This window comes from Sphingomonas fucosidasi, from assembly GCF_036663855.1.
GTDB lineage: Bacteria > Pseudomonadota > Alphaproteobacteria > Sphingomonadales > Sphingomonadaceae > Sphingomonas > Sphingomonas faeni_B.
In genome coordinates, this window is sequence record NZ_JAXOJR010000014.1 from 32608 (window position 1) to 58159 (window position 25552).

Sequence of the window (25552 nt, forward strand, 5' to 3'; positions counted from 1 at the left end):
GCTCAAAAGCCGATTGCCAGCCGCAGCGTCGCAGCTCTCGGCCGGATCGGCACGGTCTGGGTGGCGGCGGCTAGCGTGAACGGATTGCCGAACCCGAAGCTGTTGCCACGACTCTCTAGGATATTCGTAACGTCGATCGACCATCGTGCTGCACCGCGATCGATCGATGCGCCGGCATCTATCGTCGCGTAATTGCCCGCGGGACGGTCGAGGAAAGGATCGAAACTCAACCGCGTTCGGCCCGAATAGCGCGCGGTGGCGTAGAGGGTCGAGGGCAGCCGGAACGCGTTGAAATTTTTCGATGCCGTCAGACGCGCGGATATGTCGGGTACCACGGGCAGGCGGCGATCGTCTCGGTCCAGCCCTGTCGTCGAGGAGGACGACGTCAACCGCGCGCGCTGCAGCGTGGTCCCGAAGTCGAGCGATACCGAGGCCAGTGTCATACGGCCGCCGAGTTCGATGCCAAAATTGATCGCGTTGCCTGCATCGACGGTGCCGAGCAGCCCATCCTCGCCCACCGTGTCGCTGCGCAGATGCTCCCAGGTCGATCCAAACAGCGCGCCTTGCAGCTTAAGGCGGGTCCCAAGAAGACTGACGCGCCACCCGAGTTCCACGCTTTGCAGTTCGTCGCCGGGTATACGCCGATCGGTCCGTACCGCGGTCCTGCTGATCCCGGCGGGGCGGACCGCGCTGGCATAGCGCAACCAGATCAGGCCGAGATCGTCGCGATGCCAGCTCAGCGTGGCGCTCGGCGTGACGCCGATGCGATTGGCGTTTTCACGGTCGCTGTTCGAACCACGCTGTTCGAGATGGCTGACGGTCGAGAAGCCGCGCAGGCCGAGTTTGAAATCGAGCGCGTCGCTCAGTCGCTGCGTGCCCTCGGCGAATACCGCGATATCCGTCACGTCCTCCTCGTCGCGGCGCGCGGCGATCGTCGCGGTACCGCCGATGGGGATGAAACGGCCATCGAGGCGGCTTGTCGAATGCAGGATCGTCGCACCCAAGATCCAAGGGTGTCGCGCGGTCGGATCGCTGACCCGCACTTCCTGCGACACCAGGCTCGCCGACCGATCCTCGATATAGGCGAGCGGGGCGGACACGGCTAGCGATGGCGCCAGGATGCTGGCATCATAGCTGCTGCCGAATTCCTGGTCGACATAGGCGGTCGTCGCCTGCACCTCGAACTTCCCGACCGGACCCTTGATCGTCAGCGACCCTGACGTGAAGTCATTGTCCTGGGGTTCGGCGATCCGGGTCGCGCGCGACAGGCCGCTGGTTGCATATTGGCTGTCGCGCGCGTCGATCCGTTGCGCGACCCCGCTCAGCGTCGCCGACCAGCCGTCGCCGATCGCCCAGCGCATCGCGGCACGACCACCGATCCGACGCGTCCGGTTGACGTCGCGCCGATCGCGGCCGGTATCGTCGATCCAGCCCGGCATCGTCTCGACCCAAGCGGACGCGCGCAAGCCCAGCGTATCGGCGACGATCGGCACGTTGAGCGTGGCGTCGACGGCACCGCCCTGTGCGCCATTGGCGATCCCGGTCCCCTCGACCGCAGCGCTCGCGGCGAATGTCTCCAGATCGGGCGCGGTCGTGACGATCCGCACCACGCCCCCCAGCGCGCCGGTCCCGTAGAGCGTGCCCTGCGGCCCTCGCAGCACCTCGACCCGATCGACGTCGACGAGGCGCAGGTCGGGATCCGGCGAGGCGTAGCCGATCCGTGCGTCGTCGAGGTACAGGCTGACGAGCGACTGGCTTGTGCCGTTGAACGCACTGTCGGCGATCCCTCGCAGGAAAATGCGGTCCCGCCCGGGGCCGAGATTGGTCGAGAAGGCGCTGTCAGTGGTTGCCATGACGTCGACCAGCCCCCGGCTCCCCGCGAGCCGACCGAGTGCGGCATTGCCGGCGATGCTGATCGATGCCGGCAGATCGGACAGGCGTTCGTCGCGCTTGCTCGCGATGACGACGATATCGCCAGCGACAAGTTCGGGGACCGGCGAACCGGCGTGTTCGGGTGCGCGTGCGCGGACAGGAACCGGCGCCTGTTCGATGCGCCATGTTCTTGCATCAACGCGGACGGCGCGGAGGCGACTGCCCGCCAACATCCGGCGCAACGCTTCCGTGACGTCTCTCGCACGATCGACCCGCCGGACGCGGAGATCGGGCAGCGCGCCCGCCATGCCGATCGAGATCCCGGTCTGGCGCGCCAGTGCATCGAGCGAACTCCGCAAGCTGCCGGTCGGTATCGTTATCGTCTGGCCGGCGGATGCCGATCGATCAGCGTGCGCCGGTGCCGCCCAGATGCACGACGCCATCGACGCGGCGAACGCGTATCGGCAGTACCGCCCGAAGCTGATCGACGAGCCGCGATCCATCACCAATCGTCAATACCCCGGAAAAGCGCAGGTTCGCCGCGGACGGATCGACCACCAGCGGGTCATCGGCATACCGCGAGATATCGGCGGCAACCAGCGCCAACGGCGCACCATCATAATCCAGACGACCATCGGTCCAGTCGGCGACGCGGCCGGGATCGATATCACGGCGCTGGGCGATCTGCTTGTCGGGAACGATGTCCAGGCCCTGCCCCGCCTTCAGTACGGTCGCGTCGGCCACCGCGCCACCCGTCGGAACCACGCTGACCATGCCCTGCGCGACGGTGACCGCAATGCGTCCATGCGCGCTGACGACGTCGAAACGGGTACCGAGATCGCGTATTTCATATCCGCCCGCGCGCACCATCAGCACGCGTGCCGGATCGTGGCGCACGGCAAAGCTCGCGGCGCCCTGCGCGATCTCGATCACCGGTGCGCGCCCGCCCGACACCGACACGCGGGACCCGCGATCGATCTGCATCCGGCTGCCATCGGCAAGGGCGACCGCGCGGGTCTCGCCGCGGCCTGTGACATAGACCTGTGCAGCCCCTTCGCTGGACGGTGCGACGACCATCACCGCCAGCCCTGCCGCCAGCGCCCCGCCGATCCCCAGGCCGACCCAGCGCCACCGCGTATTCGAAGGCGGTCCAATAACGGTCAGGTCTTCGGCATGGTCGCCGTGCTGGTCATCATCATTGGCCGGAAGCAATTTCGCGATCGCCGGTCCGGTTTCGCCGATCTCGGCATCCAGCACCGCGATCGCGTCATACGCGTCACGGTGCGAAGGATCCGCGTCGAGCCAATCGCCGAACGCGTCCCACGCCATGTCGGGCGATTCGAGCTGTGCATGCCAGGCGGCAGCGGCATCGATCGTCGTGCGTGCGTACGTCATGATGCCCTCCCATCCGGCGGATGCCCCCCACCCGTTTGAAAGGCGCCCGTTTGAAAGGCGCCTGATTGATAGACGCCGCCGCCGATGGCGAACCGCAGTCCCGCTATGCGATCAATCATCGAGCGCCCTCCGAAGATGCTTCAGCGCCACCGCGATGTGTTTTTCGACCGCGCTGCGCGTGATCCCGAGCTCCGCGGCGATTTCCGCGTGCGACGCCCCGTCGATCCGGTGTCGTCGAAAGACACGCATGGCGCCTTCGGGTGGCCCCGCTAGAACGGCGGCGAAACGCGCCACCCGTTCCCGCCCGACGGCCGCATCGAACGCCGAGGGGGAATCGTCGATCGCCTCGGCACCCAGGACCGCGGTCGTGGTCTCGACATACCCGGCATCACGACGCTCGCGACGGCCGCGGGCGCGCACCCGGTCGAGCACGATGTTCATGCCGACTCGGTGCAGATAGGCGAGCGGGTTGGCGATCGGTCCAATGGTCAGCCCGGTGGCAGGCACCGTAGAAGAGTTCCCGTCGGGCTGGGCAATATGCAGCCAGATTTCCTGGACGACGTCTTCGGCTTCCGCAGCGCTACCTGTCCGCCCGGTGAAGAACCGGACGAGCTGCGCGCGGTTTGCCGCGAGGACCGCCGACAGGCCGGCGGGAGGGGTCGTGTCGGTGTCGGCTACGACAACTGCTCCGTGGTCGGGCGCCGCACGTCACGTGCGGCGGTCCCGTTCTAGTGCCTTACCGAGATCAGGTCGCGGGGGAAATGTCGCGCATCGATTCGCCTGATGGGTAAAGCGGCCAGACGAGCACGAGCACGACGATCGCGGCGACCAGCACGCCTGAGGCATGCGGGCGGCTAAAGGCGAAGCCGCCGCGATCGATCGGCTTGTCGAGCAGGTCGCCGACAGCCGCGCCGAGCGGTCGCGTCAGGATGAACGCGCTCCAGAACAGCAGCACGCGGTCGACGGACGTCCAGATATGCAGCGCCGCAATGACGGCCAGCACCGCGCCGAATATGATTGCCGCGCCGCCATAGCCCAGGCCGCCGGTATCGACGGTCCAGTCCCCCAACGCGGTGCCCAGCGTCTGCGAGAAAGTGATCGTGACCCAGTAGAACAGTTCCGCGCTAGGCTCATGGACGGTCGCGACCGACACTGATCCGAGCATCCGGTGCCAGAGCCACAATGACGCGGCGACGCACGCAAACAGGATCAGCGTACCGCCTGGATAACCGATCCCGAGCGAGCGGGTGGCGAAGTCCGCCAGCGTGGTCCCCGCCGTCGTCGAGGCGATGATCGTCGCCCAGTACAGGAAGGGACGGTATCGCTCGGCGGCGACCTGCAGCCAGACCAGCACGACTAGGATCGCCACGAATATCGCGGTACCGACGAGATAGCCGAGGTTCATCGACATGCTGACGGTATCGCCCGCCGTCTCGCCCAGTGTCGTCGCGAGGATCTTGATGATCCAGAACAGGAGTGTGACGGCCGGGACCTTCGCGAGCGCCTTGCGGTCGCCGACGGTCACGATATGCGCCCCGATCGTCTCGAAACCATGCGGAAACACTCGATGACGGCGACCGCGACGACCAGCACCGCGCAAGCCAGAATGGCGACATAAAAGCTAGGACAGGCCAGCGCAGATCGGTCCGCCGCGATACCATCGACGATACGCCCGTCGCCGCTGAAGTCGCAGCCACCACGGTCCACGGTTGGTTGCAACATCGGCGCGGCGGCGGCGCTCTGATCCGCAAAGTCGAGGCTGATCGCGGTCATCGACATGATCCTTCTCTGCTCGAGGGGGCACCCTGTTCGTAAAACGCCAGCAGATCGTCGAAATGATGATCCATCGTCCGGACCGGGCGCACCGCGCGCGGCGCGGAACGGGTCCGGGCAACGTTCAGGATCGCGTCGGCGGCAGCCTGCGCGTTGCCCGATCGGTACAATATCCCGTCGCCGGCTCGCGCGAGGTCTGCCGCGCCGCCGCGATCGGGCGCGATCAGGGGCAATCCGGACGCCAGCGCTTCGGCGGCGACGAAGCAGAAGGTCTCAGCTTCGCAGCCGTGGATCAGCGCGTCGGCGCTGGCCATCATCCGCGCCAGCGCGGGGCGATCGGTGGTCGGTTCGAGCAGGCGGACATGCGGATTGCCAGCGATCGCGTCGATCATCGGCCGCTGCCGCGATCCACCGCCGACGATCACCAGCCCGACCGGCGTGCGCGTACCCGCGATCGTTGCCGCCTGCGCGATCATCGGCCAGCGCTTCTCGGGCGCATGGCGTCCGACGCCGATAAGCAGCAGCGCATCTTCCGGCAATCCGCACAGAGCGAGCATCTCGCGGCGCACCGTCGCATCGCGCAGTGCGGGCGAAAACTGGCCCGGCTCGACCCCCATCGGATCGGTCAACACTTTCTGCAGTCCGCCGTCGCGCAACCGCCCGGTCAGGCTGTGGCTCGCGCTGACCACCATGTCGAAGCGTTGGTCCAGCCGGCGCAAATGCCGCCAATACCAGTCGAACGCGAGATCGATCGTCTGCGTAGTGGCGACCCCTTCGAACCAGCGATAGGCATAGGCCGAAAGCGGATCTGCATGCGCGATCAGCGACAGCCGCGCGCGGGCGCGTCGTCCGCTGCGCCAGTCGGCGACGATCGATGCGCTGCGCCACGGGGACGATACCTCGACGAGATCCGGATCCTCTTCGTCGAGCACCTGGTGCAGCGCGGCACGATCGGAGAAATACCGATAGGCGCGGTCGAGCGGGAATCGCGGCGACCGCACCCAGCGGATCGTCGCATTCAGCCCCCGCCGTTCGATGCCGTCGCGCTCGCCGGGTGCGACCACCACCATTTCGTGGCCACGTTCGGCGAAGGCGACGAGCTTGCGGTCGACATAGGTTCGCACGCCGCCACCGCTGGGCGTATAAAAGGCGCAGACATCGACGATCTTCATGACGACGCCCCCTGCTCCGGCCGCAAGTCGGAATAGCGCGCCACCGTGCGACGCGCCGACAGCGACCGAATCGTCCGATCGATACTGGTCATCAACGACTCCTTCGTGACGTCGCCGGGATGCACTGCGACCCTGAGGGTCGGCAGCCAATCCGGCAGCGCGCGCGCGGCTGCGGCGACCGCGAGCGAACTCGCGGTGCGTGCCGCCGACCGGCTCGCCCAGGTCACGACCGGTCCGCGCGCAACGATCTCACCCGTCGCCGGTCGCCAGACGCGGAAATGATCCTCTGCCAGCGCGAAGTCGCAGGATTTCAGCGCGGCCATCGCGCCCGGTCCGTAGAGCCATGCCGGGGCGATGAAGCCCGCAACTGGGCGGCCGATCGCGTCCTCGACCATGTCGCGACCGCGTCGCATGCGGTGCTCGGCCTCGTCCGCGCTCAACCCGAGGAACTCGCCTTCGCCTGCGGTCATGTAACGCGCCTTCAAACCGGCGGCGGCGGTCCGGTGATCGCTCGTGTCGCGGTGGACCCAGCCGTGCAGGAACATCTCGACGCCCGCATCCGCCCATGCGCGCAGCCGCCGGGCGAAGGCGGGCGCGCGGTCGAGCGGTGCAGCGCCCCAATGATCCGGGACGACCAGCATAGCAAAGCGCGGGCCGCCGAGAATGCCGCCGATCCTGTCGGCAAGACGCTCGACCGGGTCCGCGAACATTGGCGACACGTCGTGGATCGACACCACCAGGCGACGATCGGCGGGGCTGCGATCGCCTGCCAGAGGCCCGGATGCGGTCGTCGTCATAGTATTTCGGGAGCGTAGCTGCATGCCCCGGAGACGGCACCGACCCCGCCGAACCTCAGCCCCGTCCGATTTTTTCCGCGTGTTCCCGACCATTCTTTTGCGCGGTCCGTCGATCGAGGCTGCGGATGCTGTGATCTGGTGGCGTCCCAGAGGCATGAAAGACCTCGGCTCCCTCGCCGTCACGGCCTTGCCGTGCCCCGTCACCAGGATTTCGACCCCGAACGGGGCCGCGTGAGCGACGCTTTTCAGCGCGCGGCCCAGCACACGGTCTCGCCCGTCTCGACGCTGCAGCTCAAGCCGATCACAATGAGCAGGGGGTTCGCGTCGCGCGCCCTGACCCCATTGTTATCCGCGGCGATCCTTATCGCGGCCTTGTGGCAATTGCGTCATCTCGACGTGCGCGCGGTGATCGCCATGGTGCCGCGGGCGCCGCTGTTCTGGCTGTTGTTCGCGGCTGGCTATCTCGCGCTGCCGGCAAGCGAATGGGTGATCTATCGCCGCCTCTGGGCGCTGCCGCCGCGCGGTTTCCTCGCGTTGCTGCGCAAGCGGATCAGCAACGAGATCGTCGCGGGCTATTCGGGCGAGCTATATTTCTATGCCTGGGCGCGCAAGCATGCGTCGCTGGTGGGCAGCCCCTTCGGGACGATCAAGGATGTGTCGATCCTGTCCGCAGTCGTCGCCAACGCCTGTACGCTGGCGCTCGCGTTGGTCAGCTGGCCGTCGCTCGCGGCGCTGCATCTCGGCACGGATGCCAAGATGATCATCGTTTCGGCGGCCAGCATCGCGATCCCGTCGATCATCGCGCTGGTAATGCGCAAGCGGCTGTTCACGCTGCCGCGTCCGGAACTGAGCCGGATCGCGGTGATCCACCTGTTGCGCATCGTCACGACGACGGTCCTGTCGGCGGCGTTGTGGGCGGTCGCATTGCCGGCCGCGCCGCTCGCGTGGTGGCTGGTGCTCGCGACGTTGCGGCTGCTCGTGTCGCGGCTGCCGCTGTTGCCCAACAAGGACATCGTGTTCGCAGGGCTGGTCGCGTTCACGGTCGGCAGCGCGTTCCACATGGCCGCGCTGCTGACGATGATCGCCGCGCTCTGGCTGGTCACGCATCTCATGCTCGGCGCGGTGCTGACCGCCGTCGAACTGCTGAACCCGGAGCCCGTCCAGTGATCCTTCCGCTAGTGCTGTTCGCCGCCACGCTGCCCTCCACACCGGCGCTCGGGATCGAGGCGGCGCGATGCCGCCCGCACGAGCCGGGCCCCGCGATCCTCGTGACTGTCGTGGGCCTGAAGGATCGCACGGGAAACCTGCGCGCGGAAGTCTATCCGGCGGTCGAAGGGGACTTCCTTGCCGACGACAATGTGCTCGTGGCGCAGGGCAAGACGTTCCGCCGTACCGTAATCCCGGTCCCCCCGACCGGTCCGGCGCAGCTGTGTTTGCGGGTCCCTTCCGTTGGGGCCTACGCACTCAGCGTCGTCCACGCGCGCAGCGGCGGACATGGCTTCAGCCTGCTCCACGACGGCATCGGCTTTGGCAGCAATCCGCGGCTCGGTCATGCCAAGCCCGCCGCTGATCAGGCGCGGGTCGTCGCGCACGCCGGGATCACGCCGACGACGGTGGTGATGAACTATCGCAGCGGGCTGTTCTCGTTCGCGCCGCTCAAGCGCTGACGTCGGCACGCCACCAAAATATCCGCGATCCGCGAACGTGACATGCGGTTCCCCCGGCGCGGCAACGTCCTGTTTGGGACAACCCCGAAAGCAGGATGATCTCGATGTCGCAATCCATCGCCCACGCCTTGGCCTGCGTGGCGGCGCTGGTCGGATCCGCAGCATCGGTTCCCGGCGCGGCGGCCGTCGCGGGCCCGGCGGCCACCGTCTCGGTGCTGACCTACAACGTCCACGGGCTGCCCTGGCCGGTCGCCGAGGATCGTTCCGCTTCGCTGTCGGCGATCGCCGCGCAATTGCGCGCGATGCGGAGCGCTGGGCGTCAACCGGGCATCGTCGCGGTGCAGGAGGCCTTCGTACCCGATGCCAAGGCGATCGGCGCGGCGGCCGGCTATCGCTATGTCGCGTTCGGGGCGCCGGCCGACGCGGCGGCGTCGCCCGAAACGTCCGGCGATCGTAGATTCGTAGCGGCGGGCAGCATGCGGTACGGCGAAGGCGTCGGCAAACACGTCGGCAGCGGCCTCGCCATCTTCTCGGATTACCCGATCCTCGCCGTCCGCCGGATCAGCTACCCGGTCTGCGCGGGCTATGATTGCCTTGCCAACAAGGGCGCGATGGCGGCGCTGATCGCGATCCCCGGCGTTGCCGGCCCGGTCACGGTTGTCGACACACACCTGAACTCGAATGGGGCAACCGGCGTATCGGAGCCACGCGCCCTCTATGCCTATATGCGGCAGATCGACGTGCTGAGCGATTTCGTCGGGTCGTTGTCGCGCACCGGCGGGACAATGTTCGTCGCGGGCGATTTCAACGTCGGCAATGATATCCAGCGGCGCGCATATTTTGCGCAGCACATGTTTGGCGGAACACCGACATTGACGGCCGGCTCGCTGCAGTGCCGAACGTCGCCCACCTGTCGCGTGACGCAGCCAGCCGACATCGCGCTGTCGGCCCACCGGGCCAAGGATTGGCTGATGTACCGCCCCGCAAACGCGGTCATAGTCCGCCCCACCAGCCTGAGCGCGCCGTTCGGCCATTCCGGGCGAAATGCCATGCTGTCGGACCATGTCGGTATCATGATCGACTATCAATTGATCGGATCAGCGCACCGGCAAGCCCCGTCGGCGCTCTTGGCGAGCCGCTAGGAGCGCGAGGATACCACCAGCGAGACCGCGCTGCCGACATCGGCGAACCGCAGCGTGAAGCCGTGCAGGTCGGCGATCGCCTTGACCAGGCTGAGCCCGAGTCCGGCGCCGTCGCAATCCTGCCGGCCGCGGTAGAATCGCTGCGTGACCAGCGACCGCTCGGCGATCGGTACGCCTGGCCCGTCGTCGGCCACGGTCATGACCACGCGCTTGCCGTCCTGCCGCAACGACAGCAGGACACGACCGCCCGCGGGGCCGAACTTCATCGCGTTGTCGATCAAATTCGAGACCGCTTCCATCAACAGGCTCGCATCGCCCTCGACAGAGGCGGCCCCGGCGATGTCGCAGGTGAGGTCGATCCCGCGATCCTCCGCGGTCGGGCGGTGAAGCTCGCACGCATCCTCCGCCAACCGCGCGAGATCGACCGCGGCGAAGCGGCTGCGACGGGCTTGATCCTCCAGCTCGCGGATCCGCAGCAGCGCAGCGACGATCCCGAGCAGGGTGTCGACCTCCGCCAGCGCGGCATCCGCGACCGCCTCGAACTGCGTACGGGTATGCGCCTCGCGCAGGCCACGCTCGACGCGTGCGCGTAAACGGGTCAGTGGTGTGCGCAATTGGTGAGCGATGTCGTCGCCGACGCCGCGAACCTCGGTCACGAGCAGCTGGAGCCGGTCGAGCATTGCATTGATGTGCGCGCAGAGCAGCCCGAAGCTGTCGGGATCGGGCCCGACCGGCAGGCGCTCCGCCAGATCGCCCGCGACGATCCGTGCGGTGAGTTTGCGCACCGCATCGACCTGACGCGCCGCGCGCCGCCCGGCCGCGAGTCCGAAGCCAATCGCCAGCAGGATCGCGGGGATCAACGCGATCGCCAGCGACCGCTCGACCACTCGCAACGCCTCCACCGCATCGTCGAGATCGACACCGGTGACCAGCCGCGATCCGTCGGGCATCGCGCACACGACCAGCCGCGCGGTATCGCGGGTCTTGCCCGGCAGTTCGGTCGTCTCGACGGCGGCGATCACCGATCCTCGCGTGAACGCCGGCACGGGCAGGCGCGCGATATTGCCGTCGATCAACGTGCCATCGGCGGCAAACAGCGCGAGGAAGCGATCGCGGTGGATATCGCGGCCGAGCATCGCGCGCACTTCGGACCGTCGCGCGGGCGCGGCCATCGCGGCGAGACCGCGGCAATCGCGGACGAAGCCGCGTTCGGCCATGCGCCGGTGACTGCCGTTGGCGAGCGCCCAGAACAGCCCAGCGACGACCAGCGACTGGACGATCAGCAACGCCGCGATCGCCCCGCCCCACCGCCATGTCGCGCGCGCGCGCGGGTTAGAGCGGGACATCGAACACATACCCCTGCCCGCGGACGTTGCGGATCAGTTGCGGCTCGCCCTCGCCGTCGATCTTGCGCCGCAGCCGGCCCATATGGACGTCGACGACGTTGCTGTTGGGCTCGAAAGTATAGCCCCATACGTCGCGCAACAGCATCGACCGCGTGACGATCCGGTCGGGGCGGCGCACCAGATATTCGAGCAGCTTCAGTTCGCGCGGCAACAGGTCGAGTGCGCGCGCCGACCGCGTCGCGGTCCCCGCCAGCAGGTCGAGATCGAGCGGGCCAACGATCAACCGTGTGTCGCGCGTTTCGTTGGGCCGCCGCAGCAACGCCTCGACGCGCGCGATCAGTTCGACCAGCGCGAACGGCTTGGGGAGATAGTCGTCGCCGCCCGCGCGCAACCCCCGCACGCGGTCGTCGAGACTGCCGAGCGCGCTGAGCACGAGTGCGGGCGTCCGCCTGCCCTCGGCGCGCAGCCGCGCGATCAGGTCGAGCCCCTCGCCATCGGGAAGCTGGCGATCGACGATCAACAGGTCGACGCCGTCATCCTGCGCCGCGATGAAACCGTCCGCGAGCAGCGCGTGATGCGTCACCGCATAGCCGTTCGCCGCCAGCTCGAGCGTGATCTCGTGCGCGGTGCCGGCATCGTCCTCGATCAGCAAGATATGCGTCATGCGACCAGTTCGCAGTCCGGGGGACGCGCCGTCAATTGAATTGCAGTTCAGACTCTGAACGCGGATTTAATCGACGCGCCGCCGACAGCTCCGCTACCGATTTTCCAGGGATATGTCCTTGGAGAAGCACGTAATGCGGATTGTTGCCTTGGCCCTCATGGCTGGCGCCGTCATGCCGACCGCCGCGTCTGCGCAGACCCCGGCCGGCACCGCGATCTCGCTCGACCGGCTCGCGCAGGACGTCGTCGCCAACAATCCGGAACGGCAATTCTATCAGCGTCAGATCGAGACCGCGGGCGTCGAGCGCTCCGCCGCAGGACGCTGGGCCGACCCCGAGACAGTCGTCGAGTTCGGCCAGCGCCGCGCCGACGACCGCACCACCGGCATGCCCCTCGGCGACGGGCTGACCTATGCCGTCTCGGTGGTCCAGCCGATCGAGTTCGGCGGCCGCATCGCGCTGCGCCGGGCGATTGCGGAACGGCAGGTGGAGCTCGCCAAGATGGGTCTCCAGCAGTTCGACGCGACGCTGGCGGCGCGGGCGCGGACGTTGGGCTATGCGCTGTTTGCTGCCGACGAGAAGGCGGGTGTCGCGCGCGAAGTCGCGACGCGGATGCGGGCACTGGCGCGCGTGATCGTCTCGCGCGATCCCGCCGGCCCCGCGCCGCGCCTCGAAGCCGCCTCGCTCCAGGCCGGCGCGATCAGTGCGGAGCGGACCGCGGCGATAGCGGATGCCGAGGCGAACTCGGCGCTGTACGAACTCAACCAGTTGCGCGGCGCGCCGTTCGCCGCGCGGCTGCGGATCGTCCGCCCCGACATGTCGCTCCCCGATCTCCCCTCGGGCACGACCTTGGCCGCCAACGCCACCGCGAACAATTTCGAGCTGAAGGCCCTCCGCGCGCAATTCGAGCAGCAAGGCCTGCGCGTCGATCTCGCGCGGAAGGCGCGCATCCCGACCGTCGGCATCGGCCCCTATTACGACCGTGCGCGATCGGACATCCGCGAGACCAACTACGGCGTGCGCCTGTCGACGACGATACCGCTGTGGAACCGGCAGGCCGGCGAGGTCGCGGTCGAACAAGGTCGGCAGGCGCAGGCGAACGCGACGCTGGTCAACGCCGAACGCCGGATCGCGCGCGACGTGTTCGACCAGGCCGCGCAATATGAGGCGAAGCGATCCGCGCTCGGCAAATGGGATGGCACCACGCCGCGCAGCTTTGCCGATGCCGCCGACGAGGCCAACCGCAACTTTCAGCTCGGGGCGATCCCGCTCGCAATCTACATGCAGATGCAGCAATCCTATATCGAGGCGACCAACGCGGTGCTCGACACGCGGCGCGAGGTGCTCGAGGCGCTGCTCCAGTTGCGTGCGCTCAACGGCGGCAACGCGCTCGCCCGATGATCGCCGGTCTGCTCGATTTCGTCACGCGACGTCGGCTGGCGATCGCGGTGGTGACCGCGCTGATCGCGGCGGTCGGCCTGTGGTCGTTCGCCAATCTCCAGATCGACGCGATTCCCGACATCACCGGGGTGCAGGTGCAGGCCAATACGATGGTCCCCGCGCTGGCGCCCGAGGAGATCGAACGGCTCGCGACGCTGCCGATCGAACGCGCGATGGCGGGCCAGCCGGGGCTCGAGGAAACCCGGTCGCTGACCAAGACCGGGCTCAGCCAGGTGACGTTGCTCTACAAGGACGGCACCGACCAGATGCGCGCGCGCCAGCTCGTCACCGAGCGGCTGAACGCGGTCCGCGACCAGTTGCCGCCAGGCGCCTCGCCACAGCTCGCGCCGATCACGACGGGCTTAGGCGAGATCTATTACTATACGCTCGAATGGCAGCGGCCGCCTGTGGGCATGGATGCGCAGCGCCAGCTGATGGAGCTGTACGAGGCGCAGGAATATACCGTGCGCCCGATGCTGCGAGCGGTCACCGGCGTCGCCGACGTCAACACCAATGGCGGTCTCGAACAGCAGTTCGTCGTGGAACCTGATCCGCGCCGCCTCACGATGCACGGCGTGACCGCAGCCGAACTCGCGCAGGCGGTCGGCAAGAACGTCGAGAATGCGGGCGGCGGCATTATCGCGCGCGGCGCCGAGCGCTTCACCGTCCTCACCAACGGCCGTGTGACGAGCGCGACCGATATCGGCGCGATCCCGGTCAAGTTCGCGGGCGGAGTCCTGCCGCTCCAGGTCCGCGATCTCGCCAACGTCGTGATCGGCGCCGCCCCGCGCCAGGGCGCCGCGACGCAGAACGGCCGCGAGACCGTGCTCGGCACCGTCATGATGCTGGTCGGGCAGAACAGCCGCGAGGTCGCGCTGCGGGTGCAGGACGCGCTGCCCGATATCCAGTCGACGCTGCCCAAGGGCATGATCGTCCACCAGCAATATAGCCGCGCCGACCTGGTCGACCGGACGATCTCGACGGTCGAGCATAATCTCGGCGAAGGCGCGCTGCTGGTCGCGCTCGTGCTGCTGCTGGTGATGGGAAACTGGCGCGCGGCGCTGATCGTTACGATCGTCAGCCCGCTCGCCTTCCTCGTCACGGTGTCGGGGATGCATGCGATCGGCGTGTCGGGAAACCTGATGAGTCTCGGCGCGCTCGATTTCGGGCTGATCGTCGACGGCGCGATCGTGGTGGTCGAGAACAGTCTGAGGCTGCTCGGCGAACGCCGCCGCGCCAAGGGTGAAGACCTCACGCCCGACGAACGCCGCGAAACGGTGGCGGATGCCGCGCGGATGGTGGCGCGCCCGACGATGTTCGGGATCGCGATCATCGCGCTCGTCTATGTCCCCGTGCTCAGCCTCGGCGGAGTCGAGGGCAAGCTGTTCCAACCGATGGCACAGGCGGTGATGCTCGCGATCTTCGCCGGCCTCGTCTGGACGTTCACGGTCGTCCCCGCGCTGTCCGCCTGGCTGCTGCGCGCACCGGCGAGCGAGAAGGACGACAGCCGCCACAAGGGGCTGATCGGACTTGCCGAGCGCGGCTATGCACCGACGCTGGAGCGCGCGCTCGCCCATCCCAAACTGCTGGTGATCGGCGCGCTGGTCATGCTCGCGGTCACATTCGGCGTATTCAAGACGCTGGGTTCGCAGTTCACGCCGCAGCTCGACGAGGGATCGATCACCGCAATGGTCTATCGCCCGGTCGGCATGTCGCTCGAACGAAGCCTCAGCATCGAGCAGGAGACCGAACGCCGGATCCGCCGCCAATTCCCCCAGGTCACCCACACTTTCTCGCGGATCGGCACCAGCGAGGTCGCCACCGATCCGATGCCGCCCAACGAGAACGATCTCTACATCTTCTACGCGCCCGAGAAGGACTGGCCGACCGGCGACGGCAAGCCGAAGACCAAGGACGAACTGGTCGCGGGGATCGAGAAGATCGGGCGGCAGGTCTACAAGGGCCAGAGCTTCGAGTTCGCGCAGCCGATCGAGATGCGCTTCAACGAGATGCTCGAGGGGGTCCGCGCCGACGTGTCGGTCAAGATCTTCGGCGAGGATTACGACGTCCTCGAACGCGCCGCCAAGCAGGCGAAAGCGATCCTCGACAAGCAACCCGGCACCGAGCATGTCGAGTTCGAAACCGCCGGTCGCCCTAAAAGCATCGTCGTCGAACTCGATCACGCGGCACTGCTTCGGCTCGGCTTGGGCACCGCCGAGGTCAATAGGGCGATCACCGATGCGATCGCCGGCGCGGAAGTCGGCTTCATCCCCGAGGGCGAGGCGCGCCACATGATCGTCGTCCGCATGCCCGAAAACCTGCGCGCCGATCCTGCCGCGATCCTCGCGCTGCCGTTGCGCGTCGGCGAATACGGCATGGTGCCGCTGTCGCGCGTCGCCCGGCTGCGCGTGATGCCGAAGGTCGAGCCGATCCTGCACGACGGCGGCAAGCGCCGCGCCGCGCTAATGGTGACGCTCAACACCAGCGATCTCGCCGGCTACGTCGCGAAAGCGCGCGCCGCGGTCGACGGCCAGGTCAAGCTGCCGCCGGGCTACCGGATCGAGTTCGGCGGCCAGTTCCACCAATTGGAAGCCGCGCAGAAGCGCCTGTCGATCGTCGTACCCGCCGCGCTCGTGCTAATCTTCCTGCTGGTCTACGCCGCGCTCGGCAGCGTGAAGGAGGCGGCGATCGTCTATACCGGCATCCCGTTCGCGGTGACCGGCGGCGTGCTGGCGCTGTGGCTCCGCGGGATGCCGTTCTCGATCACCGCGGCGATCGGCTTCATCGCGCTGTCGGGGATCGCGATGCTTAACGGGCTGGTGCTGGTCGACCACATCAACTCCCTGCGTGACGGCCGCGACGGCGACCCGCGCACCGTCGACGATGCAGTCCGCGAAGGTGCACGCGACCGCCTCCGCCCGGTGCTGTCGACTGCATTGGTGGCTTCGATCGGCTTCGTCCCGATGGCGATCGCGAGCGGAGCCGGCGCCGAGGTACAGCGCCCGTTGGCGACCGTGGTGATCGGCGGGATCGTCACGTCGACGCTGCTGACGCTGTTGTTGCTCCCGAGCCTGTATCGTTGGTTGGTCCGGGAGCGCGCGCCCGACATGCAGGCCGAACGCGTAGACCCGGCCCTCTGATCATCGATGCAGACGGACGTGATCCCAGGCACCACCGCAACGCTTCCGGTGACATGGCCGCGAACGTCTTCGCTCGCGGGCTTCGGCGAGAAAGCGCGCCCGGCGCCAGCACTCGCCGCATGGGTCCGCGTGCACCTGACCTATTGGTGGCGGCACCGGCGGCGATTGTCGATCGACCGACCGCGACGGTTCACCGAGTTCGTCCAACGACGCAAATTGATCGACCGCGATCCTCGCATCCCGCAGATGATCGACAAAATAGCCGTAAAGCCGTTCGTCGCCGCCATGCTTGGTGCGGATTGGGTGACCCCCACCCTCTGGTCGGGCGAGGTGCTGCCTGACCGGATCCCCTTTCCCGCCCCGTTCGTCGTGAAATCGCGTCACGGCTGCAACCAGTGCCGCATCGTCCGCGATGCGTCGGATGACTGGAACGCCGTCCGCTCAGCGGCAGCGGCATGGATGCGACGGCCCTACGGCCTCTGGCTCGACGAATGGGGCTATCGTGATGTGCCGCGCGGCATATTGATCGAACCCTTTGTCGGCGAGGGACCAGCGCTGCCGATCGATTACAAGCTTTACGTGTTTCACGGCCGGGTCGAGGCGATCCAGGTTCACGTCGCTCGTGAGACATGCCACCGATGGGTGATCTTCGATCGGGATTGGCGCGGCATGTCGACCGATGCCGATCGTCTCGATGTCCGGCCGCCGATCAGCTTGCCACTCATGGTCGAGGGGGCAGAAGCCTTGGGACGCGGGTTCGAATTCGTCCGTGTCGACTTCTACGACGCAGGCATCATACCCCGATTTGGCGAAATGACATTTTACCCCGGCTCAGGCCTTGATCCGTTCGATCCGCCTCGATTGGACGAATTGCTCGGTGATCATTGGAATCAAATCGGCGTCGACTAGGTAACTGCCAACCGGCGTCTCGGCTGAGGCCCGGTTCAATCCTGAACGTGAAGGAGCCACGTCGGTCGATATGGTCGAAATTCCGCTAACAAGATTCTTGCTCTTAACGGCGACGGGATCAGGTCCGTAAAACAGTTATCTCCATACGCTGACCGGATAGCCGGAACGGCTGAACCATAGTCGGCCATTCGCACGCCCTCACGCGCTTCGCGACTTCAGACGCTCGTTCATCTTCGCGCCATGATGCTTTTGGCTGCTTCTCTCTCCGTCATTACTATCGTGACTGCGAGGATAGCGGCCAGTGCGGTCGTTTGAGGACGTGTCGCGGTAGCCCTCCCGCTTGGGCGGTAGATCCCAAGTGGCATTCGTTGACAGTGAAGTCATCATCGTTCGGAAATGATCAGAAACCATTGGACTATGGTAGCGCTATCGATATCTATGGAAAAAACGATAATAGTGGGAGAGCGGCTATGGGATTCGGCACCCGCATGAAAGCCGTCGGTCGATGGATTGGGCTCCCTTTTTCGTACCTCTCTACCTTGACGATTTGCACGATCTCGCCCGCGCCGGCGCAGGCGCATGTCATGGTTTCTATCGCCGCCCTGGCGCAGCCCGACCCGCTCGTCATTGGTACGGGTAGACTTCCCGGAGCAAGCGCGACCCAGGCTTCTACCCTGACCGCGCGTGCCGCAGTGGCCGCAACGGGTGAAGCCAAGTGAAACGGGCCGTGCTCATCGCACTTGCGCTGCTGGTAAGCGCGCCCCTGGGAGCGCAGGATCCCGCTCCCGAGCAACCGCCGCACTACTCTGTGATCAAGCTCTGGCCCAACGGCGCGCCGGGATCATCTGCGCACCGTGGCGAGGCCGAGATCGCGCGCGACTATTGGGTTCGCAACATCCACGATCCGTCGCTGATCGCCTTCCCCGCCGCACCTGCGCATCGCAACGGCGCGGCGGTGGTGATCATGCCGGGCGGCGGCCACAAATTGCTCGTGTGGACCAATGAAGGCACCAAGGTCGCGACCGCGCTAAATCGCATGGGAGTTACCGCGTTCGTGCTGAAATACCGGCTCGCGAACGAGCCTGGCTCGACATACTCGGTCGAGGGCGACGCTGCGGACGATGCGCGGCGTGCGCTGCGCTGGGTTCGCGCACATGCCTCTGACTATGGCATCGACCCGGCGCGCGTCGGTGCGATGGGCTTTTCAGCCGGCGGAGAACTCGTGTCGCTGATCGCGGACAATCCGGCGCCTTCGGAACGTACCGCCGTCGATGCCGTCGACAAACAATCCGCCCGCCCCGATTTCCAGGTGCTCGTCTTCCCCGGACCGCGTGGGATACCAGCCGCCGCGGTCAAGAACGCGCCGCCGGCCTTCCTGGTCGCCGGCAGTCGCGATCCCTGCTGTGCGGCACCCACGGTCGCGCTCTACGAACAGCTTCGGAAGAGCGGCGTGTCGGCAGAATTGCACATGTATGCAGATAGCGGCCATGCGTTCAACCTCGACGAGTCGGATCGAATCTCGATCCTGCATTGGCCGGATCGCCTGCAAGACTGGCTGGCCGACGGCGGCTGGCTTGCTCCCCGAACGGCGAAGTGAGGTGCAGATGGTACCGCTCGATCGGACCGAGCATCCCGGGCCGCGCCCTGCCGTCTCCACCACTGCACCGGCATTGCCGGACTTCGGCAACTCGCGTGAAATCCGCTGTCCATTCCAGTATCCAGTTCGGGTCATGATGTCCGCCGTCGACATGTTCGCGTGGTCGAAGACGACATCGTCCGCATCGTGTTTGCTTCCGCAGGAACAGGTGATGGCATCATGATGCGGATGATGATGTTCGGTGCTGCGGCGATCGCCGTTTTCGCGCCCGCAAGAGCCGATCCGACCCATGCAGCCGACGCGTTTTCCGTGGTCGTAGAGGTAGATGCCGGTCGCCCAGAACGGCCCGTCGAACCGGTGTGGCGGTTCTTCGGCGCAGACGAGCCGAACTATGCGACGATGAAGGACGGGCGAACGACGCTGGCGACGCTAGGCAAACTCGCGCCCGAACACGTATATTTCCGCGCCCATAACCTTTTCACCTCCGGCGATGGCACCCCTGCGTTGAAATGGGGGTCCACTGGTATCTATTCGGAAGATTCGCGCGGCCGCCCAGTCTACAACTGGACCGTGGTAGATCGGATTTTCGACACGTACCGCGCGCGTGGCGTCAAACCCTATGTCGAGCTCGGTTTCATGCCCGAGGCGATGTCGACCAAGCCGATCCCCTATCAGCATGATTGGCGGCCGGGCAGCGGCGCGTTGCGCACCGGCTGGGCCTATCCGCCGCGCGACTACGGACGGTGGGAGGAATTGATCTATCAGTGGGTGCGTCACTGCATCGACCGCTATGGCCGCGAAGACGTCGCGAGCTGGTATTTCCAGACCTGGAACGAAGCCAATCTGCCGCAATATTACTGGGGCGGTACGCGTGGGGAATTCTTCCGGCTTCACGATGCCGCGGTCCGCGGCGTCCGGCGGGCGATGCCGGAGGCGCGCGTCGGAGGACCGGACAATGCCGGCGCCGGCGACGATTTTCTTACGGCATTCATGGCACACGTACAGGCGTCGGGCACGCCCACCGACTTTCTGTCCTTCCATGCAAAGGGTCAGCCCCTACTCGTCGAGGATGGGACTGGCGGTCATGTCCGCATGGGCTTGAACACCCACCTCAAAGCCGCCGAGCACGAGTTCACGGCGATCAGCGCCAACCCGGCATTCAGAGACAAACCGATCGTCATCGGCGAATCCGATCCTGAAGGCTGCGCGGCGTGCCAGGGGCCGGCCAACGCTTACCGCAACGGAACCATGTATTCGAGCTACACCGCCGCATCGTTCCCGCGGCTGCTTGCGCTTGCCGAGCGCCGTCACCTCAAACTCGAAGGCATCCTGTCATGGGCCTTCGAGTTCGAGGATCAGGCACCGTTCGCAGGCTTTCGCCAATTGACTTCGAACGGCATCGACCTGCCGATCATGAACATGTTCAAGATGTTCGCGCGAATAAAAGGTCGGTACGTGCCGGCCGTGTCCGACCATCAGGTCGCGTTGGACACCGTGATGCGCGACGGCGTGCGCGGCATCGCGGATGTCGGCAGCATCGCCAGCCTCGACGGCGACGCGCTGTCGGTCCTCGTCTGGCACTATCACGACGATGATCTACCGGGGCCGAAAGCGGCGGTACAACTGCGGCTTCACCGATTGCCGGGCGTCTTTGCCAGGGGCGCGGTGATGACCCACTACCGGATCGACGCCAGCCATTCGAACAGTTTCGCCGTTTGGCAGGCCATGGGATCGCCGCTCGCCCCGACGAACGAACAGCGTGCCGCGCTGTTGAAGGCCGCCGAACTCGCGACCATGAACCCCAAACCCAAGCAGCTTATGGCTCGCAGTGGTGACGCCAAGCTGACGTTCGACCTGCCGCGCCAAGGCGTCTCGTTACTGGTCATTACCCCAGCCTCGCGTGAAACCGGACATCGGCGGATCGTGAGCAGCCGTCGATGAGACGCCGGGCGGTCGCGATCTGCGGGCCTCGATTGGACGGGCATCGAATTAAACCGCCACAATACGCCTTCGACGAATAATTGCGGGTCGCGGAAGTGCATGTGGCACAGACCCGCCCACCGAGAGAGGATCGCCTGTGCCTGACTATCGTAGAATATCCATGGCTCCGCTGGTGCTGCTGATCGGGTGTGGGCCGACGGCCCCCGCCTCGGCGCCAGCCGGCCCCGACACATCCGCGTTGCCGGTCAACTACGGGACGGCGACCCCCACCGCATCCAAGCCCTTTAAGATCAATCCCGTCGCCTCGTTTGATTCGCCTTGGGCGCTGGCCTTTCTGCCGGATCAGAGAATGCTGGTTACCGAAAAACCCGGCAGGTTGTGGCTGGTCACCGCGGCGGGCGTAAAAACGCCGATCACTGGCGTGCCGCGCGTACACTTTGAAGGACAGGGCGGATTGCTGTTCGTCGCCACTGCGCCGAACTTCGCGCAGAGCCGGCAAATCTATCTTACATATTCCGAACCTGGCGAAGGCGGCGATGGCTTGGCGCTTGCCCGGGCAACGCTCGATCTCGGCGCGGCTCGACCGACGCTCAAAGGCCTTCAATTCCTATGGCGGCAACTGCCCCGCGGCAATGGCGGGCAGTTCGGCGGCTACATCGCGTTCTCACCGGACGGGCGCTATCTTTTCCTTACCTCCGGCGAGAGGCAGCGGTTTACCCCGGCGCAGGACCCCGACCAGGCGCTTGGCAAGATTCTGCGACTGACGCTGGACGGCAAGCCTGCGCCCGGCAACCCCGGCGCGGGTAAGGTTGGCGCCACGACGATTGGCATCATCGATCCGCCGGCAAATACCGGTTCCGCCGCGACCGCGCCGGTACGCAAGGCCACGATACCAGGCCCGAACCTGACCCAGGCGGAGACATGGACGACCGGTCATCGAAACCCCTACGGGCTGGCGTTCGATGCGAAAGGTCGCCTTTGGTCGACCGAAATGGGTCCGCAGGGCGGTGACGAGTTGAACCTGATCGAACCGGGCAAGAACTATGGGTGGCCGGTCGTGTCGTACGGCAAAAACTACGACGATACGCCGATCGCCTCTCCTGTCGGCAAGGCGAAATTCCAGCAGCCGGCGCTGTATTGGACCCCGATCATCGCGCCGGCCGGGCTCACCTTCTATGACGGCACGATGTTTCCGCAGTGGCGCGGCTCCGCGTTCGTCGGTGGACTGGCATCGGAAGCGCTGATCCGCATCGCATTCGACGGCGCGGTCCCCAGCGAAGCGGAGCGGTGGACGATGGGCGCGCGGATCCGCGCGGTCATGGCCGGCCCGGACGGGGCGCTATGGCTGCTGGAAGACGGACCTGGCGGGCGACTGCTCCGCCTGTCATCCAATCGCGCAGGGTGAGCGTTCGACAGGGGTAGCAGCATCAAATCTGCCGAGGGGCGCTAGGTCCGACGCGTGGTTTATAGCTCGACTAACGACTTAAAGGCCACATGGACCCAGTTGCGGGAATTTGGGCGCCCTTACCCGCTTGCAAACTTGTAGTAAAAATTCGTGATCGCTTGTTGTCAACGATTCTACCAGTGTTAAGTGCCGTGCGTCGCTTGGATGGGATGCTCGCTTCTCTATCCGCTAGGCTGCCCGGCTGATTCTATTCTCGAGCAGCCCGGCTATACGGCAACTCTCAACTGGCCGGCTAAATAGGTAGCCCTGGATGTTACCGCAGCCCTCGCCGCGCAACAGGTCGAGCTGGTGGGTATCTTCGACCCCCTCTGCGGTCGTTTCCATGTGCAGCGCGGTCGCCAGGTCGACGATCGCGCGGACGATCGCCGCGGCGCTCGGATCGCTGGCGATGCTGGTGATGAACGAGCGGTCGATCTTGATCTTGTCGAACGGGAAGCTGCGCAAGTAGCTGAGCGACGAATAGCCGGTGCCGAAATCGTCGAGCGCGACGCGGATCCCCATCGCCCGCAGCTTGTGCAGCAACGCAATCACCGGCCCCTCGCCGTCGAGGAACACCGATTCCGTGATCTCGATCTCGAGCCGGTCGGGCGCCAGGCCACTATGGGCGAGCGCCTGAAGTATGATCGCCTGGAATCCGGTGTTGCGGAACTGCAGCGGCGACACGTTGACCGCGACACGCACATGCTCGGGCCAGTGCATCGCCTGACGACAGGCCTCTTGCATGACCCATTCGCCGATTGCGATGATCAGCCCGGTATCCTCGGCGATCGGGATGAATTCGACGGGAGGAACGATGCCGCGCTGCGGGTGATGCCAACGCACCAGTGCTTCGAACCCGCCGATCCGGTCCGCTTTCAGGTCGAACACTGGCTGGTAGTTGAGGACGAACTGGCCTTCCTTGATCGCCTCGCGAAGGTCGAGTTCGACTTGCCGACGCCAGCGCGCCGCGGCGTCGAGCGCGGGTTCGAAGAAGCGGAACACACCGCGACCGTCTTCCTTCGCAAAATACAGCGCGAGATCGGCATTCTTGAGCAGTTCATCTGCGTCCTTGCCGTCAACCGGACCGATCGCGATGCCGATGCTGACCGCCGTCGCGATCTGGTGGCCATCGGCTTCGACGGGCTGGCGCATCATGTCAAGAATGCTCTGCGCGAGCACGCGCGGCCGATCGGCATCAAATTGGCCCGACAGGATCACCGCATATTCGTCCCCGCCAAGCCGCGAGACCAGCCCGTCGGGCGCAACCTCGCTCAACATCGTGCCGATCGCTTTCAGCAACGCATCGCCGACTGGATGGCCGAGCGTGTCGTTCACGCCTTTGAAGCGATCGAGATCGAGACACAGCACCGCTATCCCTCCGCCGGTACGCCCGGCCTGAAGGATTGCCCGGTCGAGCGACTGGCGAAAATAGGTCCGGTTTGGCAGGCCGGTGAGGACATCGTGGAATGCGAGATGCGTGATCCGGTTCTCACGGTCGAGGATACCGACCGACATCCGATTAAAGCTGGCGGCGAGCCTGCCGATCTCGTCGCGACCCTTCACGACGATATTGGCTCGACTCCCCTCCTCCAGCGCGCGCGCTGCGGCGTCCAGCGCGGCGATCGGTCCGGCGATCCCCCTTGCCAGACGCCGGCTGCCGAGCACGACGAGGATCAGGCCGGCTAGCCCTGCAAGCGCGATGCCCGCCTGCAACGGCAGATACGGGGTCAGTGCGGCGTTGAGCGGATAGCGGATCAGGATCGCCGCCTGCGGTCGACGCGTCAGACCGGCCAGCGGCTTGGCGATAGCGAACGCGCGGCCGGTTGACAGGTTGAGCGTGGCAAGCGTTCGCGTCGATTGCGATGCATCAACCAAATTGTCGATCGCTGACGCCGATCCGATCGACCTGTCTGCCGCGTGCCAGCGCCCTGCACCATCGCTGCGCAAAATGGTCGCGATCAGCGGGATCGCGGACAGCCGTTCGAGCGCGTGCATCTCGGTGGCGTCGAGTCGCACCGCGAACACCACCCAGCCCACCTGCGTCGGTGCCATCACCGGTGACAGGATCAGTCGGTATACCTGCCCCGCCACGACCACCACCGCGTCGCGCCGTCCGTCCGGAACCGCGAAGGGAAACCGGGCGACCGTCGCCGCAAGTGCGCCTGAGGGGCCGGTAACCTGACCGTCCTGATCGACCACGAACGCGGCGGTAACCTCGGCCCGGTGGGAGATATTAACGAGCGCGGACGCGATCGTCGGCTGATCCCCGCTGGCAACCGCAGCGCGAAATCCGAAATCTCGTGATAACAGGTCGGCCGACGCGATCAGCGACTGCGACCTGAGTGTCCAGATCCGGTCGTAGACGCTGCCGCTGGCAATAAGTTCTTGACGCACGGAATCACGCGCGTGCGTCCAGATCATCGCCTGAGCGACGCCAGCGAGCAGCACCAGGGTCACCGCGAACAGACTCGCATACAGCACCGACAGCTTGGTCCGGAGATGGCGGAACCGCGGCGGGCGCAGACTCATCACCGGTGCAGCACGAAGGTCGTGGCAAAGCCGGTGGCGACGACGTCGATCGGCTGGGACGCGGTGCTGCCAGGCGCGCGGATCGAAGGGTGCCAGACGCGGACCGTGCCAATCCCCGCGGGTATACCGGTAATGCTGACATGCCCCGCCTGGTCGGTCACTGCGGCAAACGGCGTGGCTGTGACGAACACGAACCCGCTCATCGAATCATGAATGTTGCAGCCGAGCGGGACCACGCCCGGACGATCGAAGAGGACAGTCCGCGCATCCTCTCGCCCGTAGAGTTTCAGGTCGAATTTCTTGGTCTTGGAAAACGAATAGACGTGATGACGGACCCGGTCGCGGTTGGGGAAGCCGACCGTCGCGCCGACGGGGACGATCAGCACATGCGGCTGAAACGCGATGTCGCGCTGTTCGATCAGATAAGGCCCGCGCACCGTCACCCCCGGCGCTTTAGGCGTCTCGATCGTGACTACCGCGCCGATCAGAGGCTTCCCGTCGAAGCCACGGACATCGATCGCCACCGTGGCGGCATGCGCAGCCATGGGCAACGCAAGCGCGGCGATCATCGAAATCAGACGGAAGACGGAAGCGTGCATAGACCGTCCTCTAACGGTCGGAAGATTGCGAACCCGTAAACGTCATCGATGCTCGCACACGTCACTTTTGACCAAGCTACGCGATGATGGCCGGGCATGGGAGACCGAGAATTAACCAATGGTCTCC

21 protein-coding genes are annotated in these 25552 nt (G+C 66.1%); 10 read left to right on the forward strand and 11 right to left on the reverse strand.

All coding sequences use genetic code 11. From position 1 onward, the window contains the following. Positions 1 to 2 precede the first annotated feature (2 nt). From U1737_RS19210 to U1737_RS19240, 7 genes are all read right to left on the reverse strand, one after another. A complete protein-coding gene (locus U1737_RS19210) occupies positions 3 to 2375 on the reverse strand; it encodes a TonB-dependent receptor (protein WP_332797900.1) in 2373 nt (790 codons plus the stop codon). Further along, positions 2278 to 3267 carry a FecR family protein gene (locus U1737_RS19215; RefSeq protein WP_332797901.1) on the reverse strand — a complete coding sequence of 330 codons (990 nt, stop codon included), beginning with the start codon at positions 3265 to 3267 and terminating at the stop codon, positions 2278 to 2280. The genes U1737_RS19210 and U1737_RS19215 overlap by 98 nt, the downstream gene beginning before the upstream one ends. 111 nt (positions 3268 to 3378) lie before the next feature. Next, entirely contained in the window at positions 3379 to 3912 is a 534-nt protein-coding gene (locus tag U1737_RS19220) for an RNA polymerase sigma factor (RefSeq protein ID WP_332797949.1), read from the reverse strand. 100 nt (positions 3913 to 4012) lie between these two features. Further along, positions 4013 to 4792 carry a COG4705 family protein gene (locus U1737_RS19225; protein WP_332797902.1) on the reverse strand — a complete coding sequence of 260 codons (780 nt, stop codon included), beginning with the start codon at positions 4790 to 4792 and terminating at the stop codon, positions 4013 to 4015. After that, on the reverse strand, positions 4789 to 5040 hold the full coding sequence (locus U1737_RS19230) for a hypothetical protein (protein WP_248520440.1): 252 nt from the start codon (positions 5038 to 5040) through the stop codon (positions 4789 to 4791). Before U1737_RS19230 ends, U1737_RS19225 begins: the two co-directional genes overlap by 4 nt. Continuing rightward, positions 5037 to 6212, reverse strand: a complete 1176-nt coding sequence (locus tag U1737_RS19235) for a glycosyltransferase (RefSeq protein ID WP_248520439.1) — start codon at positions 6210 to 6212, stop codon at positions 5037 to 5039. The genes U1737_RS19230 and U1737_RS19235 overlap by 4 nt, the downstream gene beginning before the upstream one ends. Next, a complete protein-coding gene (locus U1737_RS19240; RefSeq protein WP_332797903.1) occupies positions 6209 to 7009 on the reverse strand; it encodes a DUF2334 domain-containing protein in 801 nt (266 codons plus the stop codon). Before U1737_RS19240 ends, U1737_RS19235 begins: the two co-directional genes overlap by 4 nt. Before the next feature lie 231 nt (positions 7010 to 7240). On the opposite strand from U1737_RS19240, the gene U1737_RS19245 reads away from it, so the two are divergent. The 3 genes from U1737_RS19245 (at position 7241) to U1737_RS19255 (ending at position 9818) form a co-directional block, all read left to right on the forward strand. Continuing rightward, positions 7241 to 8176 carry a hypothetical protein gene (locus U1737_RS19245; protein ID WP_248520436.1) on the forward strand — a complete coding sequence of 312 codons (936 nt, stop codon included), beginning with the start codon at positions 7241 to 7243 and terminating at the stop codon, positions 8174 to 8176. Next, positions 8173 to 8676, forward strand: coding sequence for a DUF2141 domain-containing protein (locus U1737_RS19250; RefSeq protein ID WP_332797904.1), 504 nt, complete (start codon positions 8173 to 8175; stop codon positions 8674 to 8676). Before U1737_RS19245 ends, U1737_RS19250 begins: the two co-directional genes overlap by 4 nt. Before the next feature lie 104 nt (positions 8677 to 8780). Next, a complete protein-coding gene (locus U1737_RS19255) occupies positions 8781 to 9818 on the forward strand; it encodes an endonuclease/exonuclease/phosphatase family protein (RefSeq protein WP_332797905.1) in 1038 nt (345 codons plus the stop codon). Here U1737_RS19255 and U1737_RS19260 read toward each other — a convergent pair. Next, positions 9815 to 11164 (reverse strand): sensor histidine kinase, encoded by a 1350-nt coding sequence (locus U1737_RS19260; protein ID WP_332797906.1) that lies wholly within the window; start codon positions 11162 to 11164, stop codon positions 9815 to 9817. The two genes, U1737_RS19255 and U1737_RS19260, sit on opposite strands and share 4 nt — an antisense overlap. Then, positions 11151 to 11828, reverse strand: coding sequence for a response regulator transcription factor (locus U1737_RS19265; RefSeq protein ID WP_248520430.1), 678 nt, complete (start codon positions 11826 to 11828; stop codon positions 11151 to 11153). Before U1737_RS19265 ends, U1737_RS19260 begins: the two co-directional genes overlap by 14 nt. Before the next feature lie 118 nt (positions 11829 to 11946). On the opposite strand from U1737_RS19265, the gene U1737_RS19270 reads away from it, so the two are divergent. From U1737_RS19270 to U1737_RS19300, 7 genes are all read left to right on the forward strand, one after another. Beyond that, the gene (locus tag U1737_RS19270; RefSeq protein ID WP_443027161.1) at positions 11947 to 13227 is read left to right on the forward strand and encodes a TolC family protein; all 1281 of its coding nucleotides are present in this window, start codon (positions 11947 to 11949) and stop codon (positions 13225 to 13227) included. Then, entirely contained in the window at positions 13224 to 16406 is a 3183-nt protein-coding gene (locus U1737_RS19275) for an efflux RND transporter permease subunit (RefSeq protein WP_332797907.1), read from the forward strand. Before U1737_RS19270 ends, U1737_RS19275 begins: the two co-directional genes overlap by 4 nt. An 18-nt stretch (positions 16407 to 16424) precedes the next feature. Continuing rightward, complete coding sequence (locus tag U1737_RS19280) at positions 16425 to 17315, forward strand: ATP-grasp fold amidoligase family protein (protein WP_332797908.1); 891 nt, start codon at positions 16425 to 16427, stop codon at positions 17313 to 17315. Between the two features lie 470 nt (positions 17316 to 17785). Continuing rightward, positions 17786 to 18034 (forward strand): hypothetical protein, encoded by a 249-nt coding sequence (locus tag U1737_RS19285; RefSeq protein ID WP_332797909.1) that lies wholly within the window; start codon positions 17786 to 17788, stop codon positions 18032 to 18034. 8 nt (positions 18035 to 18042) lie between these two features. Further along, the gene (locus U1737_RS19290; RefSeq protein ID WP_332797910.1) at positions 18043 to 18912 is read left to right on the forward strand and encodes an alpha/beta hydrolase; all 870 of its coding nucleotides are present in this window, start codon (positions 18043 to 18045) and stop codon (positions 18910 to 18912) included. Between the two features lie 159 nt (positions 18913 to 19071). Beyond that, entirely contained in the window at positions 19072 to 20853 is a 1782-nt protein-coding gene (locus tag U1737_RS19295) for a GH39 family glycosyl hydrolase (protein ID WP_332797911.1), read from the forward strand. 160 nt (positions 20854 to 21013) lie between these two features. Further along, on the forward strand, positions 21014 to 22258 hold the full coding sequence (locus U1737_RS19300) for a PQQ-dependent sugar dehydrogenase (RefSeq protein ID WP_332797912.1): 1245 nt from the start codon (positions 21014 to 21016) through the stop codon (positions 22256 to 22258). Between the two features lie 228 nt (positions 22259 to 22486). Here the strand turns inward: U1737_RS19300 and U1737_RS19305 are convergent, their stop codons facing one another. Together U1737_RS19305 and U1737_RS19310 are read right to left on the reverse strand one after the other, a co-directional pair. Further along, positions 22487 to 24826 carry a putative bifunctional diguanylate cyclase/phosphodiesterase gene (locus U1737_RS19305; RefSeq protein WP_332797913.1) on the reverse strand — a complete coding sequence of 780 codons (2340 nt, stop codon included), beginning with the start codon at positions 24824 to 24826 and terminating at the stop codon, positions 22487 to 22489. Then, positions 24826 to 25425, reverse strand: a complete 600-nt coding sequence (locus tag U1737_RS19310; protein WP_332797914.1) for a methylamine utilization protein — start codon at positions 25423 to 25425, stop codon at positions 24826 to 24828. Before U1737_RS19310 ends, U1737_RS19305 begins: the two co-directional genes overlap by 1 nt. Positions 25426 to 25552: the final 127 nt, after the last annotated feature.

Excerpts from the sequence above, each read along its gene's own strand:
- U1737_RS19210 (WP_332797900.1), bottom strand. The coding sequence starts at position 2,375 with ATGGATCGCGGCTCGTCGATCAGCTTCGGGCGGTACTGCCGATACGCG.
- U1737_RS19215 (WP_332797901.1), bottom strand. The coding sequence starts at position 3,267 with ATGACGTACGCACGCACGACGATCGATGCCGCTGCCGCCTGGCATGCA.
- U1737_RS19230 (WP_248520440.1), bottom strand. The coding sequence starts at position 5,040 with ATGACCGCGATCAGCCTCGACTTTGCGGATCAGAGCGCCGCCGCCGCG.
- U1737_RS19235 (WP_248520439.1), bottom strand. The coding sequence starts at position 6,212 with ATGAAGATCGTCGATGTCTGCGCCTTTTATACGCCCAGCGGTGGCGGC.
- U1737_RS19240 (WP_332797903.1), bottom strand. The coding sequence starts at position 7,009 with ATGACGACGACCGCATCCGGGCCTCTGGCAGGCGATCGCAGCCCCGCC.
- U1737_RS19255 (WP_332797905.1), top strand. The coding sequence starts at position 8,781 with ATGTCGCAATCCATCGCCCACGCCTTGGCCTGCGTGGCGGCGCTGGTC.
- U1737_RS19260 (WP_332797906.1), bottom strand. The coding sequence starts at position 11,164 with ATGTCCCGCTCTAACCCGCGCGCGCGCGCGACATGGCGGTGGGGCGGG.
- U1737_RS19265 (WP_248520430.1), bottom strand. The coding sequence starts at position 11,828 with ATGACGCATATCTTGCTGATCGAGGACGATGCCGGCACCGCGCACGAG.
- U1737_RS19275 (WP_332797907.1), top strand. The coding sequence starts at position 13,224 with ATGATCGCCGGTCTGCTCGATTTCGTCACGCGACGTCGGCTGGCGATC.
- U1737_RS19285 (WP_332797909.1), top strand. The coding sequence starts at position 17,786 with ATGGGATTCGGCACCCGCATGAAAGCCGTCGGTCGATGGATTGGGCTC.
- U1737_RS19300 (WP_332797912.1), top strand. The coding sequence starts at position 21,014 with ATGGCTCCGCTGGTGCTGCTGATCGGGTGTGGGCCGACGGCCCCCGCC.
- U1737_RS19305 (WP_332797913.1), bottom strand. The coding sequence starts at position 24,826 with ATGAGTCTGCGCCCGCCGCGGTTCCGCCATCTCCGGACCAAGCTGTCG.
- U1737_RS19310 (WP_332797914.1), bottom strand. The coding sequence starts at position 25,425 with ATGCACGCTTCCGTCTTCCGTCTGATTTCGATGATCGCCGCGCTTGCG.